The organism is Catenuloplanes atrovinosus, assembly GCF_031458235.1.
GTDB lineage: Bacteria > Actinomycetota > Actinomycetes > Mycobacteriales > Micromonosporaceae > Catenuloplanes > Catenuloplanes atrovinosus.
Genome location: NZ_JAVDYB010000001.1, coordinates 96,615 through 122,646, shown reverse-complemented (window position 1 = coordinate 122,646; position 26,032 = coordinate 96,615). Strand labels below are relative to the sequence as shown.

24 protein-coding genes and 1 pseudogene are annotated in these 26,032 nt (G+C 71.9%); 4 read left to right on the top strand and 21 right to left on the bottom strand.

What is annotated here, in order from left to right; translation table 11 throughout:
• The first annotated feature begins 436 nt into the window (after positions 1-436).
• A complete protein-coding gene (locus J2S41_RS00565) occupies positions 437-763 on the top strand; it encodes a peptidoglycan DD-metalloendopeptidase family protein (protein ID WP_310361587.1) in 327 nt (108 codons plus the stop codon).
• A 1,211-nt stretch (positions 764-1,974) separates the two neighbouring features.
• Here J2S41_RS00565 and J2S41_RS00560 read toward each other — a convergent pair.
• The 20 genes and pseudogenes from J2S41_RS00560 to ftsY form a co-directional block, all read right to left on the bottom strand.
• A complete protein-coding gene (locus J2S41_RS00560; RefSeq protein ID WP_033343857.1) occupies positions 1,975-2,298 on the bottom strand; it encodes a DUF2469 domain-containing protein in 324 nt (107 codons plus the stop codon).
• The gene (locus J2S41_RS00555; RefSeq protein ID WP_310361583.1) at positions 2,295-3,206 is read right to left on the bottom strand and encodes a ribonuclease HII; all 912 of its coding nucleotides are present in this window, start codon (positions 3,204-3,206) and stop codon (positions 2,295-2,297) included. The genes J2S41_RS00560 and J2S41_RS00555 overlap by 4 nt, the downstream gene beginning before the upstream one ends.
• On the bottom strand, positions 3,199-3,657 hold the full coding sequence (locus J2S41_RS00550; RefSeq protein ID WP_310361580.1) for an NUDIX hydrolase: 459 nt from the start codon (positions 3,655-3,657) through the stop codon (positions 3,199-3,201). Before J2S41_RS00550 ends, J2S41_RS00555 begins: the two co-directional genes overlap by 8 nt.
• 20 nt (positions 3,658-3,677) lie before the next feature.
• Complete coding sequence (gene lepB / locus J2S41_RS00545) at positions 3,678-4,322, bottom strand: signal peptidase I (protein ID WP_310361577.1); 645 nt, start codon at positions 4,320-4,322, stop codon at positions 3,678-3,680.
• Complete coding sequence (gene lepB / locus J2S41_RS00540) at positions 4,319-5,125, bottom strand: signal peptidase I (RefSeq protein ID WP_310376216.1); 807 nt, start codon at positions 5,123-5,125, stop codon at positions 4,319-4,321. Before lepB (J2S41_RS00540) ends, lepB (J2S41_RS00545) begins: the two co-directional genes overlap by 4 nt.
• Before the next feature lie 317 nt (positions 5,126-5,442).
• Positions 5,443-5,799, bottom strand: a complete 357-nt coding sequence (gene rplS / locus J2S41_RS00535) for a 50S ribosomal protein L19 (protein ID WP_310361575.1) — start codon at positions 5,797-5,799, stop codon at positions 5,443-5,445.
• 112 nt (positions 5,800-5,911) lie between these two features.
• Positions 5,912-6,724, bottom strand: a complete 813-nt coding sequence (gene trmD / locus J2S41_RS00530; protein ID WP_310361573.1) for a tRNA (guanosine(37)-N1)-methyltransferase TrmD — start codon at positions 6,722-6,724, stop codon at positions 5,912-5,914.
• Entirely contained in the window at positions 6,725-7,294 is a 570-nt protein-coding gene (rimM, locus tag J2S41_RS00525) for a ribosome maturation factor RimM (RefSeq protein ID WP_310361571.1), read from the bottom strand.
• A gap of 4 nt (positions 7,295-7,298) precedes the next feature.
• Complete coding sequence (locus J2S41_RS00520; protein ID WP_033343864.1) at positions 7,299-7,559, bottom strand: RNA-binding protein; 261 nt, start codon at positions 7,557-7,559, stop codon at positions 7,299-7,301.
• Positions 7,534-8,001: a 30S ribosomal protein S16 gene (rpsP, locus tag J2S41_RS00515; RefSeq protein WP_310361567.1), complete on the bottom strand. Its 468-nt coding sequence runs from the start codon at positions 7,999-8,001 to the stop codon at positions 7,534-7,536. Before rpsP ends, J2S41_RS00520 begins: the two co-directional genes overlap by 26 nt.
• Before the next feature lie 228 nt (positions 8,002-8,229).
• On the bottom strand, positions 8,230-8,880 hold the full coding sequence (locus J2S41_RS00510) for a ribonuclease FAU-1 family protein (protein WP_310361566.1): 651 nt from the start codon (positions 8,878-8,880) through the stop codon (positions 8,230-8,232).
• 66 nt (positions 8,881-8,946) lie between these two features.
• Entirely contained in the window at positions 8,947-10,353 is a 1,407-nt protein-coding gene (proS, locus tag J2S41_RS00505) for a proline--tRNA ligase (protein ID WP_310361564.1), read from the bottom strand.
• Positions 10,354-11,461: 1,108 nt separating this feature from the next.
• Entirely contained in the window at positions 11,462-12,541 is a 1,080-nt protein-coding gene (locus J2S41_RS00500) for an amidohydrolase family protein (RefSeq protein ID WP_310361561.1), read from the bottom strand.
• 60 nt (positions 12,542-12,601) lie between these two features.
• Entirely contained in the window at positions 12,602-13,189 is a 588-nt protein-coding gene (locus J2S41_RS00495) for a Uma2 family endonuclease (RefSeq protein ID WP_310361556.1), read from the bottom strand.
• Between the two features lie 291 nt (positions 13,190-13,480).
• Positions 13,481-15,046, bottom strand: a complete 1,566-nt coding sequence (gene ffh / locus J2S41_RS00490; RefSeq protein ID WP_310361554.1) for a signal recognition particle protein — start codon at positions 15,044-15,046, stop codon at positions 13,481-13,483.
• A 70-nt stretch (positions 15,047-15,116) separates the two neighbouring features.
• Positions 15,117-17,312 (bottom strand): annotated as a pseudogene (locus J2S41_RS00485) ([protein-PII] uridylyltransferase); the annotation flags it as partial.
• A gap of 15 nt (positions 17,313-17,327) precedes the next feature.
• Positions 17,328-17,666, bottom strand: coding sequence for a P-II family nitrogen regulator (locus J2S41_RS00480; protein ID WP_310376214.1), 339 nt, complete (start codon positions 17,664-17,666; stop codon positions 17,328-17,330).
• 39 nt (positions 17,667-17,705) lie between these two features.
• Complete coding sequence (locus tag J2S41_RS00475; protein WP_310361552.1) at positions 17,706-19,043, bottom strand: ammonium transporter; 1,338 nt, start codon at positions 19,041-19,043, stop codon at positions 17,706-17,708.
• A gap of 226 nt (positions 19,044-19,269) precedes the next feature.
• A complete protein-coding gene (locus J2S41_RS00470; RefSeq protein WP_310376212.1) occupies positions 19,270-20,079 on the bottom strand; it encodes a phosphotransferase in 810 nt (269 codons plus the stop codon).
• Between the two features lie 185 nt (positions 20,080-20,264).
• Positions 20,265-21,467: a signal recognition particle-docking protein FtsY gene (gene ftsY / locus J2S41_RS00465; protein WP_310361549.1), complete on the bottom strand. Its 1,203-nt coding sequence runs from the start codon at positions 21,465-21,467 to the stop codon at positions 20,265-20,267.
• A gap of 226 nt (positions 21,468-21,693) precedes the next feature.
• Between ftsY and J2S41_RS00460 the strand changes: the two genes are divergently transcribed.
• Positions 21,694-23,385 carry an alkaline phosphatase D family protein gene (locus J2S41_RS00460; protein WP_310361546.1) on the top strand — a complete coding sequence of 564 codons (1,692 nt, stop codon included), beginning with the start codon at positions 21,694-21,696 and terminating at the stop codon, positions 23,383-23,385.
• Here J2S41_RS00460 and J2S41_RS00455 read toward each other — a convergent pair.
• Positions 23,372-24,070 carry a DNA mismatch repair protein MutL gene (locus tag J2S41_RS00455; protein ID WP_310361543.1) on the bottom strand — a complete coding sequence of 233 codons (699 nt, stop codon included), beginning with the start codon at positions 24,068-24,070 and terminating at the stop codon, positions 23,372-23,374. The two genes, J2S41_RS00460 and J2S41_RS00455, sit on opposite strands and share 14 nt — an antisense overlap.
• Here J2S41_RS00455 and J2S41_RS00450 point away from each other — a divergent pair.
• Positions 24,014-24,703: a response regulator transcription factor gene (locus tag J2S41_RS00450; protein WP_310361541.1), complete on the top strand. Its 690-nt coding sequence runs from the start codon at positions 24,014-24,016 to the stop codon at positions 24,701-24,703. The two genes, J2S41_RS00455 and J2S41_RS00450, sit on opposite strands and share 57 nt — an antisense overlap.
• The gene (locus J2S41_RS00445) at positions 24,700-25,986 is read left to right on the top strand and encodes a HAMP domain-containing sensor histidine kinase (protein ID WP_310361538.1); all 1,287 of its coding nucleotides are present in this window, start codon (positions 24,700-24,702) and stop codon (positions 25,984-25,986) included. Before J2S41_RS00450 ends, J2S41_RS00445 begins: the two co-directional genes overlap by 4 nt.
• The last annotated feature ends 46 nt before the right edge of the window (positions 25,987-26,032 follow it).

The following is a 26,032-nucleotide window of genomic DNA, read 5'->3' as shown; positions in this document are numbered from 1 at the left end:
GCTCGTCCTGATCACCTTCGGCATGACGGCGCTCCTACCCGCCGGTGACCCGCCACAGCCTCTCCCCGTGCCGGGTCGCTCCTCCACCACAACCGCGCTGATACACGCGACGCCCTCGCCGCCGCCATCCGGCTTCCCGGCCCCGTCCCGCACACCACCGGCGACCGCCAGGCCTTTCCGCACACCGGCCCCAACCCCCACGCCGACACCGGCGGCCACCCGCACCCTGACGCCCACGGGAACACCGGCTGCAACCGAAACGCCGTCGCCCCCGAAAACTCCGGCAGCAACGCGGTCCCCCGCGCCCACGGACCCGACCCCGCCGCCGTCCGCGGGCGGCCGCCTCACCTACGACTGGCCGGTCGACGGGCCACCGCCTCCGGTCCTCCGCCGGTTCGATCCTCCCCCGGAACGCTGGCTCCCCGGCCATCGCGGGGTGGACCTCGGCGCACCTCCGGCAACGATCATCCGCTCCGCCGGTGCCGGCACCGTGATCTTCGCCGGCCGGGTGGCGGGACACGGCGTGGTCAGCATCGAACACGCCGGCGGCCTGCGTACCACGTACCAGCCGCTTCACGTCGACATCGCGGCCGGCCAAACGGTCACCACAGGCACTCCCCTGGGCACACTCGCCACCGGTCACGACGGCTGCCCCGCCCCGGCCTGCCTCCACTGGGGCCTGCGGCGCGGCGCCGACTACCTGGACCCGTTGCTCCTACTGGCGCTCGGCCGCGTCCGCCTGCTCCCCACCGCCAGTCCTTGATCACTACCCGGCCCAACCGCCGCCCGGCGCTCGGCTACGAGGAGGACAGGATGACCGGCCTCTCCGACACGGTCCTCCCTGATCACCGGGCCGCCTCCCCGACCGCCGTCCGGAGCCGGACCCTGACCGCCACCGGCCCTACCGTTGCCGGGCCCCGCCTGCGCTTACCGCTGGCCGGCTCGCCGACCGCCGCCCGCGCCGCGTCTGCCCATCGCCTAGGACCCGCTCCGGAAAGGAGGGCGGATCGAGGCGGCGTGGTGCAGGTGCCGTCTGGGGGTGCGGCGTGGGCGCCGAGGTACCGGTGTCGTATTGAGGTGTCGTGCGGCCAGGCGGCGGCCGGGCCTCACCAACGCCGTCCTTGCTTGCTTTAAGGAGGCCGGAGCGCCGGCGGCCGGCCAGCCGAAGACCAGCGCCGACCCCGGACTGCACACGACGCTGGCCTTTGACCACCCGCCGACCTGGACGGCCGCTGGCAGCAGGTCCCGCGCGCCCTGGCAGCAGGTCTCGCGCGCCCTGGCCCCAGGTCTCGCGCGCCCCTGGCGGCAGGCCCCGTGCCGCCGACCGCAGGCCGCCTGCACCACCGGCCGCACGCCGCAGGCCCTGCCAGCCGCAGGTCACCCCCTACCGCAAGCCGCAGGCCGGACAACCGCAAGACCACAGCACCACCGACCACAGACCCCACCGACCGCAAGGCACCCGCGCCACCGACCACCGGCCACAAGCCGCAGCCAGCCGCCACGTCACCCCCACCACAAGCCGCAGCCAGCCGCCACGTCACCCCCACCGCAAGCCGCAGGCCGGACAACCGCAAGACCACCAGCACCACCGACCACAGACCCCACCGACCGCAAGGCACCCGCGCCACCGACCACCGGCCACAAGCCGCCTGCACCACCGGCCGCAGGCCCCGCCAGAAGCAGGTCACCCCGCTCCAGGCCGCAGGCCCGGACGATCGCACGTCACCGGCGCCACCGGCCACAGGCCCGCGCGACGCTGGCACCTGACCGCCAACCGGCCCTGACCGTCGCCCCACAGCCCTTGACCATGACCCGCGGCCGGGCAGCGTCGCGCGGACGGTCACAAACGACATACGGCCCATCCACGCGGGGGAGGGGCCGGGGGACGGCGGATGACCGCCGGTTCGTACTCATGAAGAAGCCCGGAGTGCGGCACGACCACACCGCGACTCCGGGCCGGAAAGGAGGGGGACGTCAGCTGGGGAAGCCGGTGTCCGTCGGCAAGGAGATCTCCGGCTTCTCCAGCTCCTCGACGTTCACGTCCTTGAAGGTCATCACCCGGACGTTCTTGACGAAGCGGGCCGGGCGGTACATGTCCCAGACCCACGCGTCCTGCATCTCGACCTCGAAGTAGACCTCGCCGTCCGAGTTGCGCACGTGCAGGTCGACGTGGTTCGCCAGGTAGAAGCGCCGCTCCGTCTCGACCACATAGGAGAACTGGCGGACGATGTCGCGGTACTCCCGGTAGAGCTGCAGCTCCATCTCGGTCTCGTACTTCTCGAGATCTTCTGCGCTCATCCTTGTCCGCCCTTCATCTGGCCATCTTCCCCCACCCACGTCGGCGGTCGTGGCTGCTGCTCCGATGCCACGCCGACGGTACTCCAGCCCGCGGCGGCCCGCGCCATCGCCTCGGCACCGCCCGACGCCACGCCGTCCGACGACGACCACACGCCGGGCGACGCAATGCCGCCGGGCGACACGACGCCGCCGGAGGACACCACCGACGGACGGTCGGACTCCGCGGAGACCGGACGGCGGGCCCGGGGCGGGCTGCCGTCACGGCCGGACGCGGCCGCCACGTTCACGTACGAGTACCGATGCTCCACGCACGGGCCGTACTGCGCCAGTGCCGCATTGTGCTCGGCCGTCACGTACCCCTTGTGGTCGGCGAAGCCGTACGCCGGGAACTCCGCGTCCAGCTCCACCATGATCCGATCCCGGGTGACCTTGGCGAGCACGCTCGCCGCCGCCACGCACGCCGCGACCTGGTCGCCCTTCCACACGGCGAGCCCGGGCACGCCGAGCCCGTCCACCGCGAAGCCGTCGGTGAGGACGTACTCCGGGCGGACCGTCAGCGAGGCCAGCGCGCGACGCATGGCCGCGAGGTTACACACATGCAGCCCGCGCGCATCCACCTCGGTCGGCGGTATGACCACCACCGAGTACGCCAGCGCCCGCGCCACCACCTCCGCGTAGATCCGCTCCCGGGCCGCGGCGGTCAGCAGTTTCGAGTCGGTCAGCCCGTCGATCTCGCCGCGCCGCCCGGTCGGCAGCACCACCGCGGCCGCGACCAGCGGTCCCGCGCACGCGCCCCGCCCGGCTTCGTCCGCGCCGGCGACCAGCGTGAACCCGCGGCGCTGCAACGCCCGCTCCAGCGCGTAGATGCCGGCCTCGCGCCGCACGATGGTCCGCTGCGGGCTAAGCACCGGCCGTCACCCGGCGCAGCAGCCCGGCGAGATCCGCCGGATGGACCGGCTCGGAGGCGGACGCCAGTTCGGCCGCCGACCACCACCGGTACGACGTGATGGTGGCCCGCTCGACGTCGTCGAACCCGCTCGTGTCGACCTCCACCCCGGGGGCGCGCACCAGGAAGAACTCCTGCTCCTGCCGGTACCACACGTGGTTGAACGGGAACTCCGTCACGTCCCGGTGCACCGCCGGCCCGATCGCCGAGGCCGGCAGGTCCAGCCCGGCCTCCTCGCGCAGCTCGCGCCGTGCGGCCTCGGCCGGCGTCTCGCCCTCGTCCAGGCCGCCGCCGATCGTGAACCAGTACGGCTCGCCGGGCCGCCCCGGGTCGACGCCGCGGAACAGCAGCACCCGCCCGGCCTCGTCGACCAGCAGCACACGAGCCGCGCGGCGCGGCACGAAGTCCACCATCACCCCAGCCTAGGAGACCCTCAGCCGCCGCTTCCGGACGGGACCTGATCGAACGTGTCCGGCGCGGAGAGCCAGTCGGCGCGCGAGAACGGCCAGAACAGGACGAACGCGCGCCCGACCACCGCGTCCTCGGCGATCGTGGACTTCTGCATGTCCCCGGACGACGTCGTCCAGTGCTCCAGCGAGTCGCCGGACTGCGAGCGGTGGTCGCCCATCACCCAGAGCCGGTCGGCCGGCACCACGATGTCGAACTCGGTGGAGGCGGGCGGATCCTGCACGCCGTTCTCCGAGTAGATGTACGGCTCGTCCAGCGACACGCCGTTCACCTGGATGCGCCCCTGCGCGTCGCAGCACATGACGCGGTCGCCGCCGACGCCGATGATGCGCTTGATGAAGTCCTCGCCCTTGGGCGTGCTGCGCCAGCCCTCCGGCGCCTCGAACACGATGATCTCGCCGCGCTCGGGGTCGCGGAAGTTGTAAACGAGCTTGTTGACCAGGACCCGGTCGTAGACGTTGAGCGTGTGCTCCATGGAGGGGGACGGGATGTAGAACGTCTGGAGCACGAACGTCCGGACCAGGATGGCGACAAGCAGCGCCACACCCAGGAGGATCGGTAGTTCTTTCCAGAACGAACTGCGTGGCTTGTCGGTCTGCTCGTCGATCACGAAGGGAGCCTACGACGACGGGCTGAGAATGGAGACCGGGAACGCGCGCTAAACGCCAGAGATGCCAACAAGGGGACAGTGAGCACGAATCCCCCTTGAGTGTCGGGCGCCGGGTTCTGCGGCGCGGCGGACGAGGCGGGCACGTCGTCCCACACCTCAGGCACGGGAATCCCGGCCCAGCTGTCCCGCGGCCACACGATCACGAATGCCTGGCCGACCACGTTCTCCACCGGGACCGGGCCCTGGCAGCGGGCGTCCTGGGAGACGGAGCGGTGGTCGCCCATCACGAAGATCTGGTTCTCCGGGACCACGACCTCCTGGAACCGCCGGGACCGGCAGTCGTTGCCGTCGCCGATCGTGTCGTCCAGCGGCGAGTCCTCGAAGATGTACGGCTCGTCGATCGGGACGCCGTTGACGAGGATGCGCCCCTGCTCGTCGCAGCAGGAGACCCGGTCGCCGGCGACGCCGATGACGCGCTTGATGAAGTCCTTCTCCCCGGGCCGGCCGACGCCGACGAGGTCGCCGATGGTACGGCTGAGCTTCGTCATGAACGTCAGCCCGGAGGTGTCGTCGGTGTGCTCGGGCGCCCACCGGTCCGTACCCCGGAAGACCACGACCTCGCCGCGCTGCGGCGTGCGGACGTCGTAGACCACCTTGTTGACCAGCACGCGGTCGCCGACGAGCAGCGTGTTCTCCATCGACCCGGAGGGGATGTAGAACGCCTGCACCAGGAACGTGCGGATGAGCACGGCCAGGCAGAACGCCACCACCAGCAGGATGGGCAGTTCCAGCCAGAGCGCCATCTGCTTCACCTGGCGCCGCGGCGGCCGCTCGTCGTCGCCGTCGTCCTCGCCGCGTCCACGGCGGCGGCGCGGCCGCTCGTCGGCCTCGTCCGGAGCCGGATCGTCGAAGAACGAGCCGCTGCCGCCCGTGCCCGGATACAGCACTACCGCCCGCGCCCCGTCCCCGTCGTTCTGACCGGAGGGAGGCGCCGAGCGGTAGGGCGGTGTTCTTCGACTGTCGCCGTCGTAGCGCCCGTACGTCACAGAAGCAAGCTTAGGTCGCGTTCGGCGCTACGGCTGCTCTCGGAGCGAGAGAAGCTGTCCCCGTCCGGGGGACGTCAGCCGGCGACCTTCTCGCGCTTCTCCTTGATCTTCGCGGCCTTGCCGCGGAGCTCACGGAGGTAGTACAGCTTGGCCCGGCGGACGTCACCGCGGGTGACGACCTCGAGCCGGTCGATCGCCGGGCTGTTGATCGGGTAGGTGCGCTCGACGCCGACGCCGAAGCTCACCTTCCGGATGGTGAAGGTCTCGCGCAGGCCGGCACCGTGGCGCCGGATGACGACACCCTGGAAGACCTGGACACGGGAGCGGTTGCCCTCGACGACGCGCGCGTGCACCTTCAGGGTGTCACCGGCGCGGAAGTCCGGGATGTCGGTCCGCTGCGACTGGGCGTCCAGTGCGTCGAGCGTGTTCATCGCTGCTGCATCCTCAAGGCTCGTGGCGAATCCCCGCGCCATGGCCAGTGGCGGCGCGAAAGAAAACTACTCGTTGCGCATGCGGGGACGTGCCCCGATCGCGGCAACCTCTCTACTTTGCCACACCGGCCTCGGGCACCGGAAATCCGGCCCCGGTCAACGTGGCGACATCGTGCTTGTCCAGCGTCTCCGGTGCGGTACTGGCCAGCATATCCGGCCGTTGCGCGGCCGTGCGCAGAAGGGACTGTGCCCGGCGCCACCGCGCGATCCGCCCGTGGTCCCCGGAGCGCAGCACCTCGGGCACCTCGCGCCCGCGCCAGACCGCCGGCTTCGTGTAGAGCGGCGCCTCCAGCAGGCCGTTCGCGTGCGACTCCTCGGTCAGCGACTCCGCGTTGCCGATCACCCCGGGCAGCAGCCGCACCACCGCCTCCAGCATCACCAGCACCGCGACCTCGCCGCCGAACAGCACGTAGTCGCCGAGCGAGACCTCGCGCACCCGCATCCGGGTCGCGGCCTCCTCCAGCACCCGCTGGTCGATCCCCTCGTACCGCCCGCAGGCGAAGATCAACCGCCGTTCGCCGGCGAACGCGTGCGCCATGGCTTGATCGAATCGTTGCCCGGCCGGCGTGGGCACGATCAAAACCGGAGCACGATCATCCAGCGGTACGGACTCCGGTCCGGTCAGGGGTGGGCGGTCGGGGGGTACCAGCTCGTCGAACGCGGCACCCCACGGCTCCGGCCGCATGACCATGCCCGGCCCGCCGCCGTAGGGGGTGTCGTCCACGGTGCGGTGCACGTCGTGCGTCCACTGCCGCAGGTCGTGCACGCCCACGTCGAGCAGCCCCGTGGTGCGCGCCTTCCCGATCAGGGAGAGCTCCAGCGGGGCGAAGTAGTCCGGGAAGATGGTCAGTACGTCGACGCGCATCTACAGGTCCAGCAGCCCGTCCGGCGGGTCCACCACGACCCGGCCACCGGCCACGTCGACCTCGGGGACGATCTGCCGGACGAACGGGATCAGCGCCGTCCCACCCTGCACGCGCTTGAGCACGATCAGGTCGGACGCGGCCGCGTGGTCGATGCGCAGCACCTCGCCGAGCTTCTGCCCGGCGGTGTCGACCACGGTCAGGCCGACCAGCTCGTGGTCGCGGAACTCGTCCGGATCGTCCAGCGGCGAGATCTCGTCGCTGTCCACGCAGAGCAGGACGCCCTTCATGGCCTCCGCCACATCGCGGTCGAGGATGCCCTCGAACGTGATGAGCAGCTTGTCCTGATGCTGCCGGACGGTCTCGATCACCAGCTTCGGGGGGATCTCGAACCGCACGGAACCGGCCGGGGCGGCGGCGTCCGCCGGAGCGGTGCGGACCCTCGAGGAGATCTCGGTGGTCAGCACCGCGCCGGGGACGAAACGCGCCTCGGGCTCGTCCGTGCGCACGTGCACGGCGACCTCGCCACGCACGCCGTGCGCGCGGGCGATGTGCCCGATGATGAGGAGCATCGACTCAGTACGCGTCGACTATGTCGACTCGCACGCCACGCCCGCCGATCGACCCGATCACCGTACGCAGCGCCTTGGCGGTGCGGCCGCCACGCCCGATGACCGTTCCCAGGTCCTCGGGGTGGACGCGCACCTCCAGCCGCTTGCCGCGGCGCGAGTCGACGAGCCGGACGCGCACGTCGTCCGGGTGGTCGACGATGCCCTTGACGAGGTGCTCCAGCGCGGGCCGGAGCGCCCCGTCAGCTCGCGTCGCCGGCGCCCGCATCGGCGGGCTCCTCGGCCTTGGCCTCAGCCTTGGGCTCGGCGGCCTTCGGCTCGGCAGCCTTCGGCTCGGCCTTCTTCGACGCGGACTTCGCCGGGGTGACGCCCGCGGCGGCCTGCGACTCGGCGTCGTAGACGGCCTTGCGGTCCGCCTTCGGCTCCGCGACCAGGAGCGGCGGCGGGGCCGGCAGACCCTTGAACTTCTGCCAGTCGCCGGTCTTCTCCAGGATGCGCTGCACGGCCTCGCTCGGCTGCGCGCCGACCGACAGCCAGTGCTGCACCCGGTCGGACTTGACCTCGATCACCGAAGGGTGCTCCTTCGGCTGGTAGATGCCCACGTACTCGATGGCCCGGCCGTCGCGCTTGGTCCGCGAGTCGGCCACGACGATGCGGTACTGAGGGTTGCGGATCTTGCCCATCCGCAGGAGCCGGATCTTTACGGCCACTGTCTGTTCGCTCCTGTTGCGATCTACACCGGTCTGGGCGACCGGTGCGCGGGTGAGCAGGCGGGCTCCCACGTGGGGCATGGGATCCGATGCTTCAGGGATTGGCGCCGCGTTCGCAGTTAGAGGGCAACAAACGCGTGCCGGATACCAGCTCACCATTGTGCCAGATCCGGGGCCCGCGGATGAAATGACCCCGGAACACGTACCCAAAGCGGGGCGAAGGGCTTTTCAGGGGCGCTCCAGGACCGGCCGGTCCCAGCCCGGCGCGGGCGCACCCGGCTTCCACGACGGGTCCGGCGCGAAGTCGGTCCAGGTGCCGTCGAACGGGAACTCGCCCGCCTCGATCCGCTCGATCACGCGCTTGCCCTCGGCCCACACCGCGGCCGCGTCCGGCACCCAGTAGTGGTCCGGGAACGCCAGCCGCTCGGCGAACTCGTCCTCGTCCTTCCACCGCCACGTGCGGTCGGGGGCCACCACGATGTCCAGGTCCTGGTCGACCATGTCCACGCCGGCCGCGGTGCCGTCGTCCCAGCGGATCGCCGGGGCCTCCAGGTTCACGTACCAGCCGGTGAACCGCCCGTGATCGTCGCGGAACCACCAGACCGAGTGCGACTCGCCGGGCGGTATGAACTTGAGCACGCCGGGCCCCTGCCAGACGGTCTCGGCCAGCCGGTAGTCCTGTCCCACCCACTCGCTGAACGGCATCGCGCGCATGCCCCGGCCGTCCGCCGCGACCTCGTTGATCACCCGGGTGCCGCGGTCCAGCCAGACCAGCAGCCCGCGCTCGTCGTCGCTGACCACCCGCACCGGGCGGACCCAGCCGATCCGGTGATGACGGACGTTGCGGTGCATTATCAGTCGGCCGCGCGCGAATCCCACGATCAGCCAGGTTAATCCCCGGTGGTGACCACGCCGTTACGACGCGACCACCACCGGGAGTGAAAATCAGTACGAACGGCCCAGGACCGCGATCAGGTCCGGCTCGGTCTCCGACTCCGGCACCGTGCCGTCCGCGCGGATCAGGCAGCGCACGGTCACCGCCTGCTTGTTCGCCTCCGCCTCGCCCTCGACGCCGACCGCGGACCAGGGCAGTCGCGCCCAGCCGGTGGCCGCCGCCTCGAGCGCCTCGCTCAGCGTCTTGACCTCGTGCGTGTTCGCCTCGCGGTGCGCCAGCGCCGCGTCGTAGAGCGCGCCCTGATCCGCCGCCAGCGCCGTGACCACCGCGTCGACCACGCCGGCCACCGGCACGCTCAGCTTGCTCCCGTCGAACCGCCGGGCCACCGTGACATTCCCCTCGGCGAGATCCCGCGGCCCGACCTCGATCCGGATCGGGTACCCCTTCAGCTCGGCGTCCACCGCCCGCCGGCCGAACGGCGTGTCCACCCGGTCGTCGAAGCCGACCCGTACCCCCGCGGCCTTGAGATCGTCCCTGATCCGCGCCGCCGCCTCGGCCACGCCCTCGCCGCCCTTGACGATCATCACGTGCGCCTGGATCGGCGCCAGCACCGGCGGCACCCGCAGCCCGCTGTCGTCGCCGTGGCACATGATCAGGCCGCCGACCATCCGCGTGGACGTGCCCCACGACGTGGTCCACGCGTGCTCGCGCGCGCCGCTCTGCGACGAGAACGCGATGTCGAACGCCCGCGCGAAGTTCTGTCCCAGCTCGTGCGACGTGCCCATCTGCAGCGCCTTGCCGTCGCCCATCATGCCCTCGAGGCAGTACGTGCTGGTCGCCCCCGCGAACCGCTCCCGGTCCGTCTTGCGCCCGACCAGCACCGGCATCGCCAGCACGGTGACCATCAGGTCCTCGTACGCCTCGTGCAGGATCTTCTTCGCGTAGGCCCGCGCGTCCGCCTCGGTCGCGTGCGCGGTGTGCCCCTCCTGCCAGAGGAACTCGCTGGTCCGCAGGAACACCCGCGGCCGCATTTCCCACCGCACCACATTCGCCCACTGGTTGAGCAGCAGCGGCAGGTCCCGGTAGGAGTCGATCCACTTCGCCATGAACTCGCCGATCACGGTCTCACTCGTCGGCCGCACCACCACCGGCTCGGCCAGTTGCTTGCCGCCACCGTGCGTGACCACCGCCAGCTCCGGCGAGAACCCCTCGACGTGCTCCGCCTCCCGGGTCAGGTAATTCTCCGGGATGAACAGCGGAAAATACGCGTTCTCCGCGCCCGCCGCCTTGATCCGCGCATCCATCTCGGACTGGATCCGCTCCCAGATGGCATACGCCGTCGGCCGGATCACCATCGTCCCGCGTACCGGCCCGTTGTCGGCCAGCTGCGCCTTGGCGATCAGATCCTGGTACCAGCGGGGAAAATCCTCCGCCCGGGGAGTGAGCACACGAGCCATAACCGCACATCCTAGGCCGCGCGGTTTCCCCGCCTCCGCCCGCCGGGGCCTTCCAATCCTTTAAAGATCAACTTCATGTTCCCGCTTCCGGCGTGGCCACTCCGCGCATGCTCCCGCGGGCAAACCGCGCTGCGCCCTCCGACTCCGCTGGCGCTCCGCTCCGGTCTCCGCGTCGGAGCCGGTCCCAGCCCGGTTCCGAAACACCCCGCGATTCGCACGCCGCCGCGTTCCCGGCCGCCCTTCCGTCCCGCGCGGCCGGCGCCGCCCTCTCCGCTGTCCGGCCGAGCCGAGCGGGTCATCGGTCCCGGCCTGGTTCCCGGACTCCCGCGATCCCGCGGTCATCCGCACTGCCGGCGCGCCCCCGCCTCACACGGCCGACGCCGCTCTCGGCTGCCCGCTGCCCGGCTGCCACGTGAGCCGACCGGCCGATCGGAGCCGATTCCCGCAATCCCCGCGGCCTTCCATTGCCGGCGCGTCCGCTGTCCTGAACGGCCGGCACCGTCACCCGCTATTCGCCTACGCCGATCGGGCCATCGAGGCCGGTCCCGGCATGGCGTGGAGCATCCCGCGATTCCCACGGCCATCGCCGTCCCGGCCCACGCGGTCGACGCCGTCCCCGGCCGAGCCGAACGGTCACCATAAGCGTGGTGGCGGTGGGTGGCCGGCCACCGCCCGCGCGAAGGGATGCGGCGAGCGGCCGGTGCCGCTGACGCCGACCCGCTCGCCGATGCCGCTCGACGCCTCCGGGCGGGCGGTCAGCGGACGCACGCAGCGGCATGGCCCGTCGGCGCCTCACGTTCATCGCCGCCCTCGCATGAGAGGAGCGGAAGCTGCGGACCCCGGCCGGCCGGGTGTCATGGCACGTCCCGCGCCGTGAGCGGCACGGCCCGTCGGCGCCCCACGTTCCTCGCCGCCCTCGCATGAGAGGAGCGGGAGCGGCGGACCCGGCCGGCCGGGTGTCATGGCACGTCCCGCGCCGTGAGCGGCACGGCCCGTCGGCGCCCCACGTTCCTCGCCGCCCTCGCATGAGAGGAGCGGGAGCGGCGGACCCAGGCCGGCCGGGTGTCATGGCACGTCCCGCGCCGTGTGCGGCGAGGAAACCGGCGAGTCAGCGGAGGACGCGCCCCCGGAGCACGATGCGGCGCGGGCTGCGGACCGCGGCGAGGTCCTGGCGCGGGTCGGTGTCGTAGACGACCAGGTCGGCGAGGCCGCCCTCGGTCAGGCCGGGCAGGCCGAGCCAGGCGCGGGCGCCCCAGGACGCCGCGGCGAGGACCGCCTCGGCCGGCATGCCGGCGCGCGTGTGCAGCAGCAGCATCTCCTCGGCGGCCTGGCCGTGCGCGATTCCGCCGCCGGCGTCGGTGCCGACGTAGATCGGGACGCCGGCCTCGTACGCGGCGCGGACCACCGACGGATGGCGGTCGCGGAGCGCGAGCATGTGGGACGCGTACCCGGGGAACTTCTGCTCGGCCTGCGCCGCGATGTCCCCGAACGTCAGAATGTTGATCATCGTGGGTACCAGCGCCGTGCCGCGCCGCGCCATCTCGTCCACCAGATCCGGGCTCAGCCCGGTGCCGTGCTCGACCGAGTCCACCCCGGCCCGCACCATGATCTCCACGCCCTCCTCGGAGAACGTGTGCACCGCCGCCCGCGCCCCCGCCGCATGCGCCGCCTCGACCGCGGCGGTCAGCGTGGCCGCGTCCCAGCTCGGCGCCAGGTCACCGGCCCCGCGGTCGATCCAGTCGCCGACCAGCTTGACCCAGCCGTTCCCGGCCTTGGCCTGCGCGCTCACGGCCGCCGGCACGTCCACCGGCTCCACTTCGACCGCGGTGTCCCGCAGATAGCGCTTCGGCGCCGCGATGTGCCGGCCGGCCCGGATCAGGCGCGGCATCTCCACCTCGTCGTCCAGCTCCGGGTAGGGAAACGGCGACCCCGCGTCCCGGATCGCCAGCACGCCCGCGTCCCGGTCCTTGAAGGCCAGTTCCCGCGCCTGCGCCAGCGACTCCACCGGCGCCCCACCGGGCGCGATCCCGGCATGGCAGTGCGCATCCACCAGCCCCGGCAGCACGAACCCGCCATCCGCGATCGTCTCCGCCCCGGCCCGCGGCTCGAACGTCACCCGATCCCCGACCAGCCACAGATCCCGGACCTCGTCCTCGGGCAGCAGCACCCCGCGCACATGCAACACCATGCGCCCAGTCTTACCGACGACGGGCGATCGATCACGCGGCGCCGTGGAGGACGCGCAGATCTATGGGGCGTCATCCTCCGGCGGCCCGAACAGCTCGTTGCAGTGGCGCAGGAGCGCCGGCAGGTCGAGCGTCACCGGCCACGGCACCTCGGTGGTGAAGACGCCGTCCGTCTTGGCCGTGATCTGGTAGGCGTCGCCGACCAGCGTCCACTCGGTGAGCACGAGACGATCATGATACGGATCGATCAGCCAGTAGGCTTTGACGCCGGCGCGGGCATAGAGCTCCACCTTGTCCCGTTGGTCGCGGATCGTGGAGGTGGGCGAGACCACCTCCGCCACCACGACCGCGTCCTCGATCGGCAGCGGGGTGCGCCGGCCGCGGGCCGGGTTCGCCACCAGGACGTCCGGCCGGGGCTCGTTGCGGTCGTCGACGCGCAGCGAGAGGTCGAGGGCCGGGCGCAGGCCGCGTGGACAGTTCCGCTTGAGAGCCTCGTAGACCGCGAGGCAGATCTCCTGGTGCATGAATGTCGGGGACGCCAAGATGACTAACCTCCCGTTGATCAGCTCGTACCGCAGATCCGGGGGAAGCCGAGTCAGACCGGCGACCGTCCACTCGCCACTCTGGGGCGGATTGGGCGTCGCTGACATGTTCCTCCTCGAAGTCGGCAGAGCTAATTGGAAGCTGTCAACATAATCGACTTAGTCGACGTTCCGCTGCCCCGGACCCCTCGAACGGGTGACTGACATCCGACGGTTCGAGCGAGTTCGACGCCGGGGCGTACCGCATCCGATGCAGTCCGGGCGACCGTCGGCTCGGACGGGATGGACGCCGACGTCGCGCTCCTCCTTCACAGCCGGCGCACCTGAGGGGTGTCACCAACTTAATCGACCATGTCGCCCGGCCGCTGCCCCGCGCACCCGATCGGGTGAGAACGAAGCTCAGTCCTCGTCGTCGCGCTTCTTCGGGGACTTGTTGAGCTTGTTGAAGTCGATGTTGGGGAGCTTGAAGCCCTGCATCCCCCCGCCACCCAGCGCGTTCGGGTCGAGGCCCGGGGGGAGCTGCGGCATGCCGCCCATGCCGGGGAAGCCGCCGGGCACGCCGCCGGTGCGCGGCCGGTTGTTGCCGCCGCCCTTCGTACCCTTGCGCTTGTTCTTCGGGCTCTTGGTGGCCTTGCGGCGGTTGCCGCCGCCGGGCAGGCCCATCATGCCGCCCATCTGCTTCATCATCTTCTGCGCGTCGGCGAAGCGGTTGAGCAGCTGGTTCACGTCCATCACCTGGACGCCGGCGCCGTTGGCGATGCGGGCGCGCCGCGAGCCGTTGAGGATCTTGGGGTTGGTGCGCTCGGCCGGGGTCATCGAGCGGATGATCGCGGTGACCCGGTCGAAGTGCTTGTCGTCGAGCTCGGAGAGCTGGTCCTTCATCTGCCCCATGCCGGGCATCATGGACAGCACGTTCGCGATCGGGCCCATTCGGCGCACGGCGACGAGCTGGTCGAGGAAGTCCTCCAGCGTGAACTGCTCGCCACCGAGCAGCTTCGCCGTCATCTTCTCCTTCTGGTCCTCGTCGAACGCGGCCTCGGCCTGCTCGATGAGGGTCAGCACGTCGCCCATGCCGAGGATGCGGCTGGCCATCCGGTCCGGGTGGAAGACGTCGAAGTCCTCCAGCTTCTCGCCGGTGGACGCGAAGAGGATGGGCTGCCCGGTGACGTGCCGGACGGAGAGCGCGGCACCGCCGCGGGCGTCGCCGTCCAGCTTGGAGAGGACCACGCCGGTGATGCCGACGCCGTCACGGAACGCCTCCGCGGTACGCACCGCGTCCTGACCGACCATGGCGTCGATGACGAAGATGACCTCGTCCGGGTCGACCGCGTCGCGGATGCCGGCGGCCTGCGCCATCATCTCCTGGTCGATGCCGAGGCGGCCGGCGGTGTCGACGATGACGATGTCGCGGGCCTGGCGCTTGGCGTGCTCGATCGAGTCGCGCGCGACCTGGATCGGGTCGCCCACGCCGTTGCCGGGGGACGGCGCGTAGACCTCGACGCCGGCCCGGCCGCCGAGCACCTGCAGCTGGTTCACCGCGTTCGGCCGCTGGAGGTCGGCGGCGACCAGCATCGGCTGGTGGCCCTGGGCCTTGAGCCAGCGGGCGAGCTTGCCGGCCAGCGTGGTCTTACCGGCGCCCTGGAGACCGGCCAGCATGATCACGGTGGGCGCGGTCTTGGCGAACTGGAGCCGCCGTCCCTCGCCGCCGAGGATCGCGATCAGCTCCTCGTGCACGATCTTGATGACCTGCTGCGCCGGGTTGAGCGCCTCGGAGACGGCGGAGCCGCGCGCCCGCTCCTTGAGCGTGTGGATGAACGCCTTGACCACCGGGAGCGCGACATCCGCCTCCAGCAGCGCGAGGCGGATCTCGCGCGCGGTGGCGTCGATGTCGGCGTCGGTGAGCTTGCCCTTGCCGCGGAGCTTGCCGAAGATCCCGGAGAGGCGATCACTCAAGGTGTCAAACACTGCTCAACATCCCGTTCCTGTCGAATGCGCACCGGCGCCGAAAGGCCCCAGGCAAGGGTAACCCGGTCGGTCAGGCGTGCGCTGCGGCGGCCAGCACGGCGGCCTCGACCCGGTCCCGCTTCGTCGCGTCGGTCCACGCGCCGACCAGGTAGAACGCGTCCACCACGTCGCCGCCGAGCGTGGAGATCCGCGCGGCGCGCACCGAGGCGCCCGCGTCCTCGAGCACGGACGCCACGCGGTAGAGCAGCCCGGGCGAGTCCGCGGCCCGCACCTCCAGGACCACGGCGTCGGTGGCCACGTCCCGGTGCCAGACGACCTTCGGAGCCGCGCCGGTACGCGTCCGCACCGCGCGCCCGCGCAGCCGCTGCGTGACGGACACGTCGCCGTTGAGCACGCGGCGCAGGTCGGCGGTGAGCGCGATCGGCTCCGCGGGCGTGCCGTAGCGGGGGACGACGCGCACCTCCAGCACCGCGCGCTCCCCCACGGTGGTCACGTCCGCGGAGAGCACGTCGAGCCGGTGCATGGACAGGCAGCCGGCCACGGCCGCGAGCAGCCCGCGCCGGTCCGCGGCCGCCACCGCCACCCGGTCGCCGTCCAGGTGCACCACGGGCAGCGGCGCGTCCAGCAGCGCCGGGTCGGGCTCGGCCGGCCGGGGCAGCGCGCCGGTGTCCAGCGCGGTCCGTACCCGCCGGACCAGTTCCCCGATCAGCCGGCCCTTCCAGTCCGACCAGGCGGCCGGCCCGGTGGCTATCGCGTCCGCGCGGGCCAGCGCGTGCAGCAGGTCCAGCGTGAGCGGGTCCCGGACCTCGTCCGCGACCCGGCTGATGGTGACCGGGTCGCCCAGGTCGCGGCGGGTGGCCACCTCGGGCAGCAGCAGGTGCAGGCGCACCAGCCGCGAGATCAGCGCGACCTCGTCCGGCGGGTATCCGATGCGCTCCGCGATGCCGGCCGCGATCGGCGCGCCCACGACGCTGTGGTCGCCGGGCAGACCCTTGCCGACATCGTGCAGGAACGCGGCGAGCAGCAGCAGGTCCGGCCGGTCCACCTCGCGGGTGAACGCGGTCGCCTCGGACGCGGCCTGGACCAGGTGCCGGTCGAGCGTGTACCGGTGGACCGGGTTGTGCTGGGGCAGGCTGCGCATGCGGGCCCACTCCGGCAGCCAGCCGTCCACCAGGCCGTACCGGTCACAGGTCTCCCAGGTGGCGGGCAGCCCGCTGCCGGCGCCGAGCAGCGTGATCAGCGCGGACCGGGCCGCCTCCGGCCAGGGCGCCGGCAACGGCGGGCAGTACGTGGCCAGCCACTCGCAGGTGGCACGCGCGATCGGTAGCCGCGCGACGGCGGCGGCCGCGGCGACGCGGAGCGAGAGGCTGGGGTCGGGGCGCGGGCCGATCGCGGTTCGTGCCAGTACGAGTTCGCCGTCGTGCTCGACCACGTCGCGCGCGACCGGGCGGCGTACCGGCGGCCCTGCGCCCAGCGGGCGGCGGCGACCGCTGCGGAGCCGGTCCGCGGCGCGCCAGGCGTCGTCGACCGCGTGTGCGACGGTGCGCGCGTCGCCGGAGACGCGGCGCAGCAGCGCGTCGCCGTCGTCCAGGCCGAGCGCGGACGCGACCGCCGGCCGTTCCTGGGCGACCAGCCGGTCCACCCGGCGGCCGACCGCGAGGTGCAGCGCGTCGCGGACGTCCAGCATGTGCAGGTTCGCGGCGCGGACCGCGGGGCGCATGGTGTCGGCGATCCCGGCCCGCCCCATGCCGCGCAGGATGGTGACGTCGCGCAGGCCGCCGGACGCCTCCTTGAGGTCGCCCTCCAGCAGGTACGCCAGCTCGCCGTGCGCGTCCCAGCGGGCGCGGGTGATCTCGCGCAGCGCGTCCAGGTCGCGGACCGCGGTGCGCCGCCACTGGTCGGCGGACTCGGCGATCAGCCGGTCGGAGAGCGCGCGGTCGCCGGCGAGGTGGCGGGCGTCGAGCATGCCGAGCGCGGCCTTGACGTCCTCGGCCGCGACCGCGAGGGCCTCGTCGACGGTGCGGACCGAGTGGTCGAGCTTGTGCTTGGCGTCCCAGATCGGGTACCAGATCGAGGAGGCCAGCTCCGCCACGCCGGTGACGCCCGCGTGCACCAGCACCAGGTCGAGGTCGCTGAACGGGGCGACCTCCCGGCGGCCCAGCCCGCCCACCGCGACCAGCGCGACACCGGGCACCCCCGCGGGCAGGAGCGTGGCCAGCCATGAGTCGAGCGCCGCCGCACGCGCGGAGCGTGCGGCGGCGCCGATGTCACTCATCCGTGGTTACAGCGCGTCGAGGCCGCGCTCGCCGGTCCGGACCCGGATGACGTCGTCGACGGACGTCACCCAGACCTTCCCGTCGCCGATCTTCCCGGTCCGGGCGGCCGCGACGACGGCGTCGACGACCTTCTCGACGTCGATCTCGTCGGTCAGCACCTCGACGCGGATCTTCGGCAGGAACTCCACCGTGTACTCCGCACCGCGGTAGACCTCGGTGTGCCCCTTCTGCCGGCCGTAGCCCTGCACCTCGCTCACGGTGAGCCCGGCGACGCCGAGGGCGTGCAGAGCCTCCTTCACCGCGTCGAGCTGGTACGGCTTGATGACCGCGGTCACCAGCTTCATGCTCAGTCCCTCCATCGTGGCAACGTAACCGGTGACCGGTTAGCCGGCGACCTTTTCGTCGACCGGGGCGGACGCGGCCGGCGTGGTGCCGCCGGACGGGGTGATGCCCGCCATGGCGAACGCGCCGCCGCCGGTGGGCGAGGAGAAGTCGTACGCGCTCTCCGCGTGCTCGGTCTGGTCGACGCCCTCGGTCTCGGCCTCGGACGAGACGGTCAGGCCGATCGTCTTGTCGATCGCGAAGCCCAGGACGACCGAGATGATCAGCGAGTAGGCCAGGACCGCGAACGCGCCCGCCGCCTGCTTGCCGAGCTGGTCGATGCCGCCGCCGTAGAACAGGCCCTGCGGGCCCGCCTCGCCGTAGAACTTCTGGGTGGCGATGAGGCCGATGGACAGCGCGCCGATCAGACCGCCGACCATGTGCACGCCGACCACGTCGAGCGAGTCGTCGAAGCCGAGCCGGTACTTCAGGCCGACCGCCAGCGCGCAGACCGCGCCGGTGACGATGCCCAGGCCGATGGCGGCGACGGGCTCGACGAAGGCACAGGCCGGGGTGATGGCGACCAGGCCGGCGATGGCGCCGGACGACGCGCCCAGCAGCGTGGGCTTGCCGTCGCGGATCCACTCCACGACCAGCCAGCCGATGACCGCGGCGGCCGTGGCGACCTGGGTGTTCAGGAACGCGATGCCGGCGATCGCGTCGGCCGCGCCCTCGGAGCCGGCGTTGAAGCCGAACCAGCCGAACCAGAGCAGGCCGGCGCCGAGCGCCACGGTCGGCACGTTGTGCGGCTTGTACGCGCCGGACGGCCAGCCGTTCCGCTTGCGCAGGATGATCGCGAGGCCGAGCGCCGCCGCACCGGCGTTGATGTGCACCGCGGTGCCGCCGGCGAAGTCGAACGCGCCCATCTCGAAGATCCAGCCGCCGCCCCACACCCAGTTGGCCACCGGGAAGTAGACGATGGAGGCCCAGGCGACCGCGTAGACGATCCAGCCGGCGAACTTCGCCCGGTCGGCGAGCGCGCCGCTGATCAGCGCGACCGTGATGATCGCGAACATCATCTGGAAGACGGCGAACACGAAGGTCGGCACCGGGACCAGCTCGGACCAGGCGCCGGTCAGGTCCTGCGTCATGAACGCGTACTGCGTGATGTCGCCGAAGACGCCGTTCGACTTGCCGAAGGCGAGTGAGAAGCCGTAGAAGACCCAGAGCAGGGACACGATGGCGATGGAGCTGAAGCTCATCATCATCATGTTCAGGATGCCCTTGGACTTGGTCATGCCACCGTAGAAGAGGGCCAGGCCCGGCGTCATGAGCAGAACAAGAGCGGACGAAACAAGCAACCAGGCGGTGTGCCCAGAATCAATGGCGATCTCCGGCACGCTGCCTCCTCTCGGTTTTGAATTCCTCCCTCCGGTGGCAAGGCGGCATCGCCCCGTCGCCGGTTGGACGAGAGCTTCATGGGCCGCTGTTTCGCGCTGGGTCTCCGAACAGTTTCTTGAGAGTGACGCGTTGTTTCCAACGTGTGAAGAAAACCTCACCATCGATGGAACGGATGGCGCCATATCACCCGAATAGTCAGGCGGGCGTCACCGATCGGGCCGTCACCTATCGCAGAGTGTACTCAAGAGCGTTCCGCTCGTAGTCGAGCAGCCGCAAATCGCGCATCGGACGGCGCAGGTGTCCCTTCTGCACGATGGTGACGAACGCCGGGTCACCGGCCGCCGCCATCCGCCGGATGCCCTCGACGTGGTCCACGATCCGCTTGCGGATGGTCCGGACCAGACGGTGCCGGTCGCGCGGGATCAGCCCGTACGCGTCCGCGAACAGCCGCAGCCGGCGCGGGCGGTTCGGCCGCTTCCAGCCCAGCGTGTGCGAGTCCCGGTCGGAGAAGAGCGGCACCCAGGTCCACGCCGCGTACGCCACGTCGTAGATGCGCGCGCCGGGCGAGGCGAGGTCGAAGTCGATCAGCGCGAGCGTGCCGTCCGGCCGCCAGATCACGTTGTGCGGCGCCGCGTCGTGGTGGCAGATCACCTCGGTGTCCGGCGGCGGCGGGCCGAACGAGCGCCACACCGCGCCGGGCGGCGGCTGGAACCCGTACTGCGCGTCGTGGAACATCCGCAGCATGGTCGCCACGGTGACCAGGGCCTCGTCCGTGACCCAGTGCTCGGCCAGCGGATATTCGCCGCACTCGCCCTCGATGTACGACAGCACCTCGCGGCCCTTGTCGTCTATCCCGAGCGCGCGCGGGGAGCCGCTGAAGCCCACGTACTCCATGTGGCGCAGCAGCGCGTGCACGGACGGCGTCCACGGGCCGGCGTTGCGGCGCACGGTGTCGCCGACGCGGTGCACCGTGCTGACGTTGCCGCCGCGCAGCGGCACCTCCTCGTACCCCGGCTCCGGGTGGACCTGGGGCACGTACGGCCGGCCGGGCTGCTGCGGCGTCTGCGGCGGGTACTGATGCACCGGCGGCGGCTGCTGGGGCGGCTGGTGGTAGACCGGCGGCTGCTGCTGCGCGTGCTGGGGCGCGTAGTGCTGCTGGCCCGCACCGCCCGAGGGCGGCCACGACATGTCCGGCGCGCGGTGTGGATGCGTCACGGCGGTTACGCGCCGGTCCCGAGGAGCGCGTCGACGAACTGCACGGGCTCGAAGGGCGCCAGGTCGTCCGGGCCCTCGCCCAGGCCGACCAGCTTGACCGGGATGCCCAGCTTGCGCTGCACCGCGATCACGATCCCTCCCTTCGCCGTGCCGTCCAGCTTGGTCAGCACGACACCCGTCACGTCGACCACCTCTGTGAAGACCCTCGCCTGCTCCAGGCCGTTCTGCCCGGTGGTGGCGTCGAGCACCAACAGCGTCTCATCCACCGGCCCGTGCTTCTCCACGACCCGCTTGACCTTACCCAGCTCGTCCATCAGGCCGACCTTGTTCTGCAGCCGGCCCGCGGTGTCCACCAACACGGTATCCACCCGGGTCTCGATACCCCGTTTCACGGCGTCGAACGCGACACTCGCCGGGTCGGCCCCCTCCGGGCCGCGAACCACCTCGGCGCCGACCCGGGAACCCCAGGTGGCCAGCTGCTCGGCCGCGGCGGCCCGGAACGTGTCCGCCGCACCCATCACGACGGTACGCCCGTCCGCGATCAGCACCCGGGCGATCTTGCCGCAGGTGGTGGTCTTGCCCGCGCCGTTCACGCCGACCACCATCACCACCGCGGGGGTGTCGCCGGTGGGCGAGGACTTCAGCGTCCGGTCCATCGCCGGGTCGAGCGCCGCGACCAGCTCCTCGGCCAGCAGCGCGCGTACGTCCGCGGCGGAGCGGGTGCCGAGCACGCGGGTCCGCTCGCGCAGCCGCTCGACGATCACGGTGGTCGCCTCGATGCCGACGTCCGCGCCGATCAGGCTGTCCTCGATCTCCTCCCACGTGTCCTCGTCGATGTGGTCGCGCGCGAGCAGGCCGAGCAGGCTCTTGCCGAAGACGTTCTGCGAGCGGGCCAGCCGGGCGCGCAGCCGCACCAGCCGACCGGCGGACGGCTCCGGCCGCTCCACCACGGGCTCGGGCGGCGCCTCGACGACCGGCGCCTCCGGTGCCACCGCGGGCACGGTGACCGGCGGCGCCTCGGTGACCGGCTCCTCGGTAACCGGCGCCTCGGTGACCGGCGCCTCGGTGACGGCCGGGCCGACGACGGGCGGGGATGAGGGCGTAACGGGCGGGGGTGAGGGGCGCCGACGCAGCCGCGGCACCACCAGACCGATCCCGCCGAGCACCAGGACGCCCAGCAACGCCAGAGCGACGACCACGTAATCCATGACCGAATCCTGTCAGATGGGCCCGCAGGCGTCCCGCCGACCGTTCCACCCCTTACCGGGCCGTCGACAGAGCAACGCCCGGCTCACCGGCCGGTAACTATGGCGGGTACCCCTCCCCGCACAGTTGAACTCTGGATTAGCGGGTGATGAGCGACACGCGCCGCAGTGGCGCGCCCGGCGATCGGGTGTGCAGGATGAAGCCCACCATCCCCCGGAGGTCTGTTGAATGACGACCGATCAGACGACCGAGACGGGCGGCGAACCGCTGCTCATCGGCCCGCTCCTGCGGCGCATCGCCGGCACGAAGGCCACGGTCTGGGTCGAGACCGCGCACGCGGCACAGGTCGAGGTCCGCGCCGGTGACGCCGGCGGCCGCGCGGCCACCTTCTCGGCGTTCGGTCACCACTACGCGCTGGTCGTGGTGGAGGGGCTCACGCCGGGCAGCAGCACCCCCTACGACGTGTACGTCGACGGCGAGCACGCCTGGCCGCCGGCGGACTACCCGTACCCCCGCAGCGTCATCCGGACCCGCGCCGACGCGGAGGGTGCGACGACCGCGCGGCTGGTGTTCGGCTCCTGCCGGGAGACCACGCAGCACGCGACCGCGCGGCGGCTGCCGCCGGACGCGCTGGACGCCTACGCACGCCGCCTGATGCGCGACCGGGACGACCCCGAGGCCTGGCCGGACATGCTGGTGCTGCTCGGCGACCAGGTCTACGCGGACAAGACGTCCGCGACCGTCCGGCAGCAGCTCAAGGAGCGCACGCTGCCGCACCACGGCGTCCGCGACGACGTGCAGACGTACGACGAGTACACCAAGCTCTACCTGGAGTCGTGGCGCGATCCGGAGATCCGCTGGCTGTTCTCCACGGTGCCGGCCGTGATGATGTTCGACGACCACGAGATCATCGACGACTGGAACTCGTCCGCGGCCTGGCGCGCGGACATGCGCCGGCAACCCTGGTGGGCCGAGCGGGTCATGAACGGGCTCGCCTCGTACTGGGTCTACCAGCACATGGGCAACCTGTCGCCGGACCTGTTGCAGGACGACGCGCTCTACCCGAAGGTCGCGGCGGCCGGGGACGCCACCGCGATCCTGCGCGATTTCGCGTCCCGGGTGGACCAGGAGGCGGACTTCGGGCACGACCCGGAGAGCTGGAAGTCCCGGCAGTACCAGTGGAGCTTCGCGGTGGACCTGGGCCGTACCCGGCTGGTGGTGCTCGACAACCGGTGCAGCCGGGTGCTGGACCCGGCGCATCGCGCGATGCTGCCGGCCGCGGAGTGGTCGTGGTTCCTCTCCCAGGCGCACGGCTCGTCCTTCGACCACCTGGTGGTGGGCTCCTCGCTGCCGTGGCTGATGCCGCCGGCGATCCACCACCTGGAGGCCTGGAACGAGCGGCTCAGCGCGTCGAGGCGACCGCGGGTGGCCGCGTTCGGCGAGATGGTGCGCCGCGCCGTGGACCTGGAGCACTGGGCCGCGTTCGGCACGTCGTTCGAGGCGCTGGCGGACCTGTTCCGGGTGGTGGGCCGCAGCAGCACCGGCCCGGCGTCGATCTCCGTGCTCTCCGGTGACGTGCACCACAGCTACGTGGCCCGCGCCGAGCTGGGCCGCGACGTGACCACGCCGGTGCACCAGCTGACCTGCTCGCCGATCCACAACCAGGTGCCGAGCTTCATGCGCCCGCTGATGCGCGTCGGCTGGGCCGGCTGGGCCGCCGTGATCGCCCACGGGCTGGCCCGGGTGTCCGGGGCGCGCACGCCGTCGCTGCGCTGGCGGAAGACCGGGGACGGCCCCTACTTCGGCAACGCGGTCGCCACGCTGGTCCACCGGGACCTGGAGGCGCGCGTGCTGATCGAGGGCACCACGCCGGACGGCGGCCTGGACGTCGTCGCCGACGTGGTCCTCACGACTCGGTGATCTCCGCGTACGGCCCGTCGTTGAACCACAGCGCGTCGATCGTGTAGGCCCGGCCGCCGCCGGTGAAGCGCACCACGAGGCGCTCCGGTGACGGCTGGGCCGCGTCCATGGCGAACCCGGTGGCCGGCGTCGCGGACACCAGGCTCACCACCCGGTCCACGATCTGGATCACTGCCTGACCACCGTCAAGCTTGAAACTTCGGACATACGTGATTTTGCCGCCGCTATCGGTCACGGTCCAGCCGTTGACGGTGGTCTGCTTCGGCGCCGCGGGCGCCTGTTCCGCCGTGGGAGCGCTACTACGACCGGCGGTACGGCCCGGCGTCGGCGACTCGGCCGCGCCGGACGGCGAGGGAGTCGGCGACGGCGTCGGCGACTCCGTCACTGTCGGTATCGGCTCCGGCGTGAGCGTGATCACCGGCGACACCGGAGCCGGCGACAACCTGCGAAGATCCGACGCCGTCAGTGGAATGGCGCGGTCGGGCAGCGCCGTGTTCAACACGGGGCGTAACCCCACCCACACCGTCACGGCGCCCAGCACGGTGGCCAGAACCCACGCCACCGTGCCGCCACCCAACTGCCAGATCCGCACGGGACTCATAGTGCCAACTCGGGATAGCGTGCTGCCATGCCCCTCGTCCTGCTCGTCGACGACGACCCCACGGTGCGCGGCGCCATCGCGCATACGCTGACCGACCTCGGACATGCCGTCCGCGCGGTCGGCAGTGCCATGGAGGCGCTGCAGGAGATCACCAACAACCCGCCCGACCTGGTGATCCTTGATCTGGGGCTGCCGGACATCGACGGCGCGGACGCGCTGCGCATGCTCCGCACGATCTGCGACGTGCCGGTGATCGTGGCCACCGCGCGCCGCGGTGAACTGGACATCATTCGCCTGCTCAACGCGGGTGCGGACGACTACGTGGTGAAGCCGTTCTCCACCGCCCACCTGGCCGCGCGGGTCACCGCCGTGCTGCGCCGGGGCCGCCCGGCCGCGCCGGAGCGCAGCTCCGAGCCGATCCGGGTGGGCGGGCTCTGCGTAGACCCGTCCCGGCGGACCATCACGCTCGACGGCGAGGTCCTGAAGCTCACCCGAAAGGAGTACGAACTGCTCGCGTATCTCGCCGGTCGCGCCGGCCAGGTGGTCACGCGCAAGGAGCTCGTGACGGAGGTGTGGCGCGCGCCGTACGCCGGCTTCGAGAAGACGCTCGACGTCCACATCTCGTGGTTGCGCCGCAAGCTCGGCGAGACCGCGGCCCGGCCCCGCCTGCTGCACGCCGTCCGCGGCGTCGGCATCATGCTGGCGGACCACAGTTGAGGGCCGCGCTCGCCCGGCTCGCGCTGGCCGTGACGTCGATGGTGGCGCTGTCGTTCGTCATCCCGCTGGCGCTGGTCGTGCTGGAGATAGCCGAGGACCGCGCGATCGCCGACGCGCATCAGCAGGCCGTCGGCATGGTCGCGGCGCTGACCGTCACGGACGACCCCGGCGTGCTCACCCGCGCCATGGCCGCGACCGCCGCCGGGGCCGACGGGCGGCTCGCCGTGCACCTGCCGGACTCCCCGCCGATGGGCACCAGCGTGGCCGACCAGCAGGACGTGGAGCTGGTGGAGTCGCGCCGGCAGGCGACCACCGCGGCCGTGCCCGGCGGTCAGGTGTACCTGCAGGCCACCGCGATCGACGGCAACCGTACGGCCGTGATCGAGGTCTTCGTGCCCGAGGAGGACCTGCACCGCGGCGTCGCCGTGGCCTGGGCCGCGATGGCCGGCATGTCGCTCGTGCTGGTGGCCGGCTCGGTCTTCGTCGCGGACCGGATCGGCGTGCGCCTGGTCCGCTCCGCCCGGTCGCTGGCCGGCGCCGCCCGCGCGTTCGGCGCCAAGGACCTCTCCGTGCGCGTCACGCCCGCGGGCCCGCCGGAGCTGCGCGAGGCCGGCACCGCGTTCAACACCATGGCGGACCGGATCATCCAGTTCATCGACAAGGAGCGGGAGCTCGCGTCCGACCTGTCGCACCGGCTGCACACGCCGCTGACCGCGCTGCGCCTGGACGCGGACCGGATTCCGCCAGGCCCGGTCGCGGACCGGGTGCGCCAGGCGGTGTCGGATCTCCAACACGAGATCGACGAGATCATCAGCGGAGCGCGACGGCCGGTCACCGAGCGTACCGACGCGCAGACCGATCTCGTCGAGGTGCTCGCCGACCGGCTGTCGTTCTGGGCCGTGCTGGCGGACGACCACGGCCGCCCCTGGCAGGTGGTGGGCGCGGACCGGCCGGTCTGGGTCAGCGTGCCGGAGGAGGACCTGATCGGCGTGGTGGACGCGCTCATCGGCAACGTCTTCGAGCACACGCCGCAGGGCACGCCGTTCCTGGTCACGGTCTCGGACGACGCGCTGACCGTCTCCGACGCCGGCCCCGGCATCGCGAACCCGCGGGCCGCGCTCCAGCGCGGTCACAGCGGCGGCGGATCGACCGGACTCGGCCTGTCGATCGTGCACCGGGTCGCCACGGAACTCGGCGGTGCCGTCCGGATCGACCGCGGCGAGCTGGGCGGGGCGCGGGTCACCCTGCACCTCAAGCCGGTGCACGCGCACGCGCTATCTTGATCGCTCGTCACCCCCCGCAGTTGTCATTCCGCTGAACGGCCGGCAC

Bases quoted from the DNA above. Each gene is read 5' to 3' on its own strand.
- J2S41_RS00560 (WP_033343857.1), bottom strand. From the start codon at position 2,298: ATGAGCGCAGAAGATCTCGAGAAGTACGAGACCGAGATGGAGCTGCAG.
- J2S41_RS00550 (WP_310361580.1), bottom strand. From the start codon at position 3,657: ATGGTGGACTTCGTGCCGCGCCGCGCGGCTCGTGTGCTGCTGGTCGAC.
- lepB (WP_310376216.1), bottom strand. From the start codon at position 5,125: ATGGCGCTCTGGCTGGAACTGCCCATCCTGCTGGTGGTGGCGTTCTGC.
- rplS (WP_310361575.1), bottom strand. From the start codon at position 5,799: ATGAACACGCTCGACGCACTGGACGCCCAGTCGCAGCGGACCGACATC.
- trmD (WP_310361573.1), bottom strand. From the start codon at position 6,724: ATGCGCGTCGACGTACTGACCATCTTCCCGGACTACTTCGCCCCGCTG.
- rimM (WP_310361571.1), bottom strand. From the start codon at position 7,294: ATGCTCCTCATCATCGGGCACATCGCCCGCGCGCACGGCGTGCGTGGC.
- J2S41_RS00520 (WP_033343864.1), bottom strand. From the start codon at position 7,559: ATGCGGGCGCCGGCGACGCGAGCTGACGGGGCGCTCCGGCCCGCGCTG.
- proS (WP_310361564.1), bottom strand. From the start codon at position 10,353: ATGGCTCGTGTGCTCACTCCCCGGGCGGAGGATTTTCCCCGCTGGTAC.
- J2S41_RS00500 (WP_310361561.1), bottom strand. From the start codon at position 12,541: ATGGTGTTGCATGTGCGCGGGGTGCTGCTGCCCGAGGACGAGGTCCGG.
- J2S41_RS00495 (WP_310361556.1), bottom strand. From the start codon at position 13,189: ATGTCAGCGACGCCCAATCCGCCCCAGAGTGGCGAGTGGACGGTCGCC.
- J2S41_RS00480 (WP_310376214.1), bottom strand. From the start codon at position 17,666: ATGAAGCTGGTGACCGCGGTCATCAAGCCGTACCAGCTCGACGCGGTG.
- ftsY (WP_310361549.1), bottom strand. From the start codon at position 21,467: ATGGATTACGTGGTCGTCGCTCTGGCGTTGCTGGGCGTCCTGGTGCTC.
- J2S41_RS00460 (WP_310361546.1), top strand. From the start codon at position 21,694: ATGACGACCGATCAGACGACCGAGACGGGCGGCGAACCGCTGCTCATC.
- J2S41_RS00450 (WP_310361541.1), top strand. From the start codon at position 24,014: ATGCCCCTCGTCCTGCTCGTCGACGACGACCCCACGGTGCGCGGCGCC.
- J2S41_RS00455 (WP_310361543.1), bottom strand. From the start codon at position 24,070: ATGCGCGATGGCGCCGCGCACCGTGGGGTCGTCGTCGACGAGCAGGAC.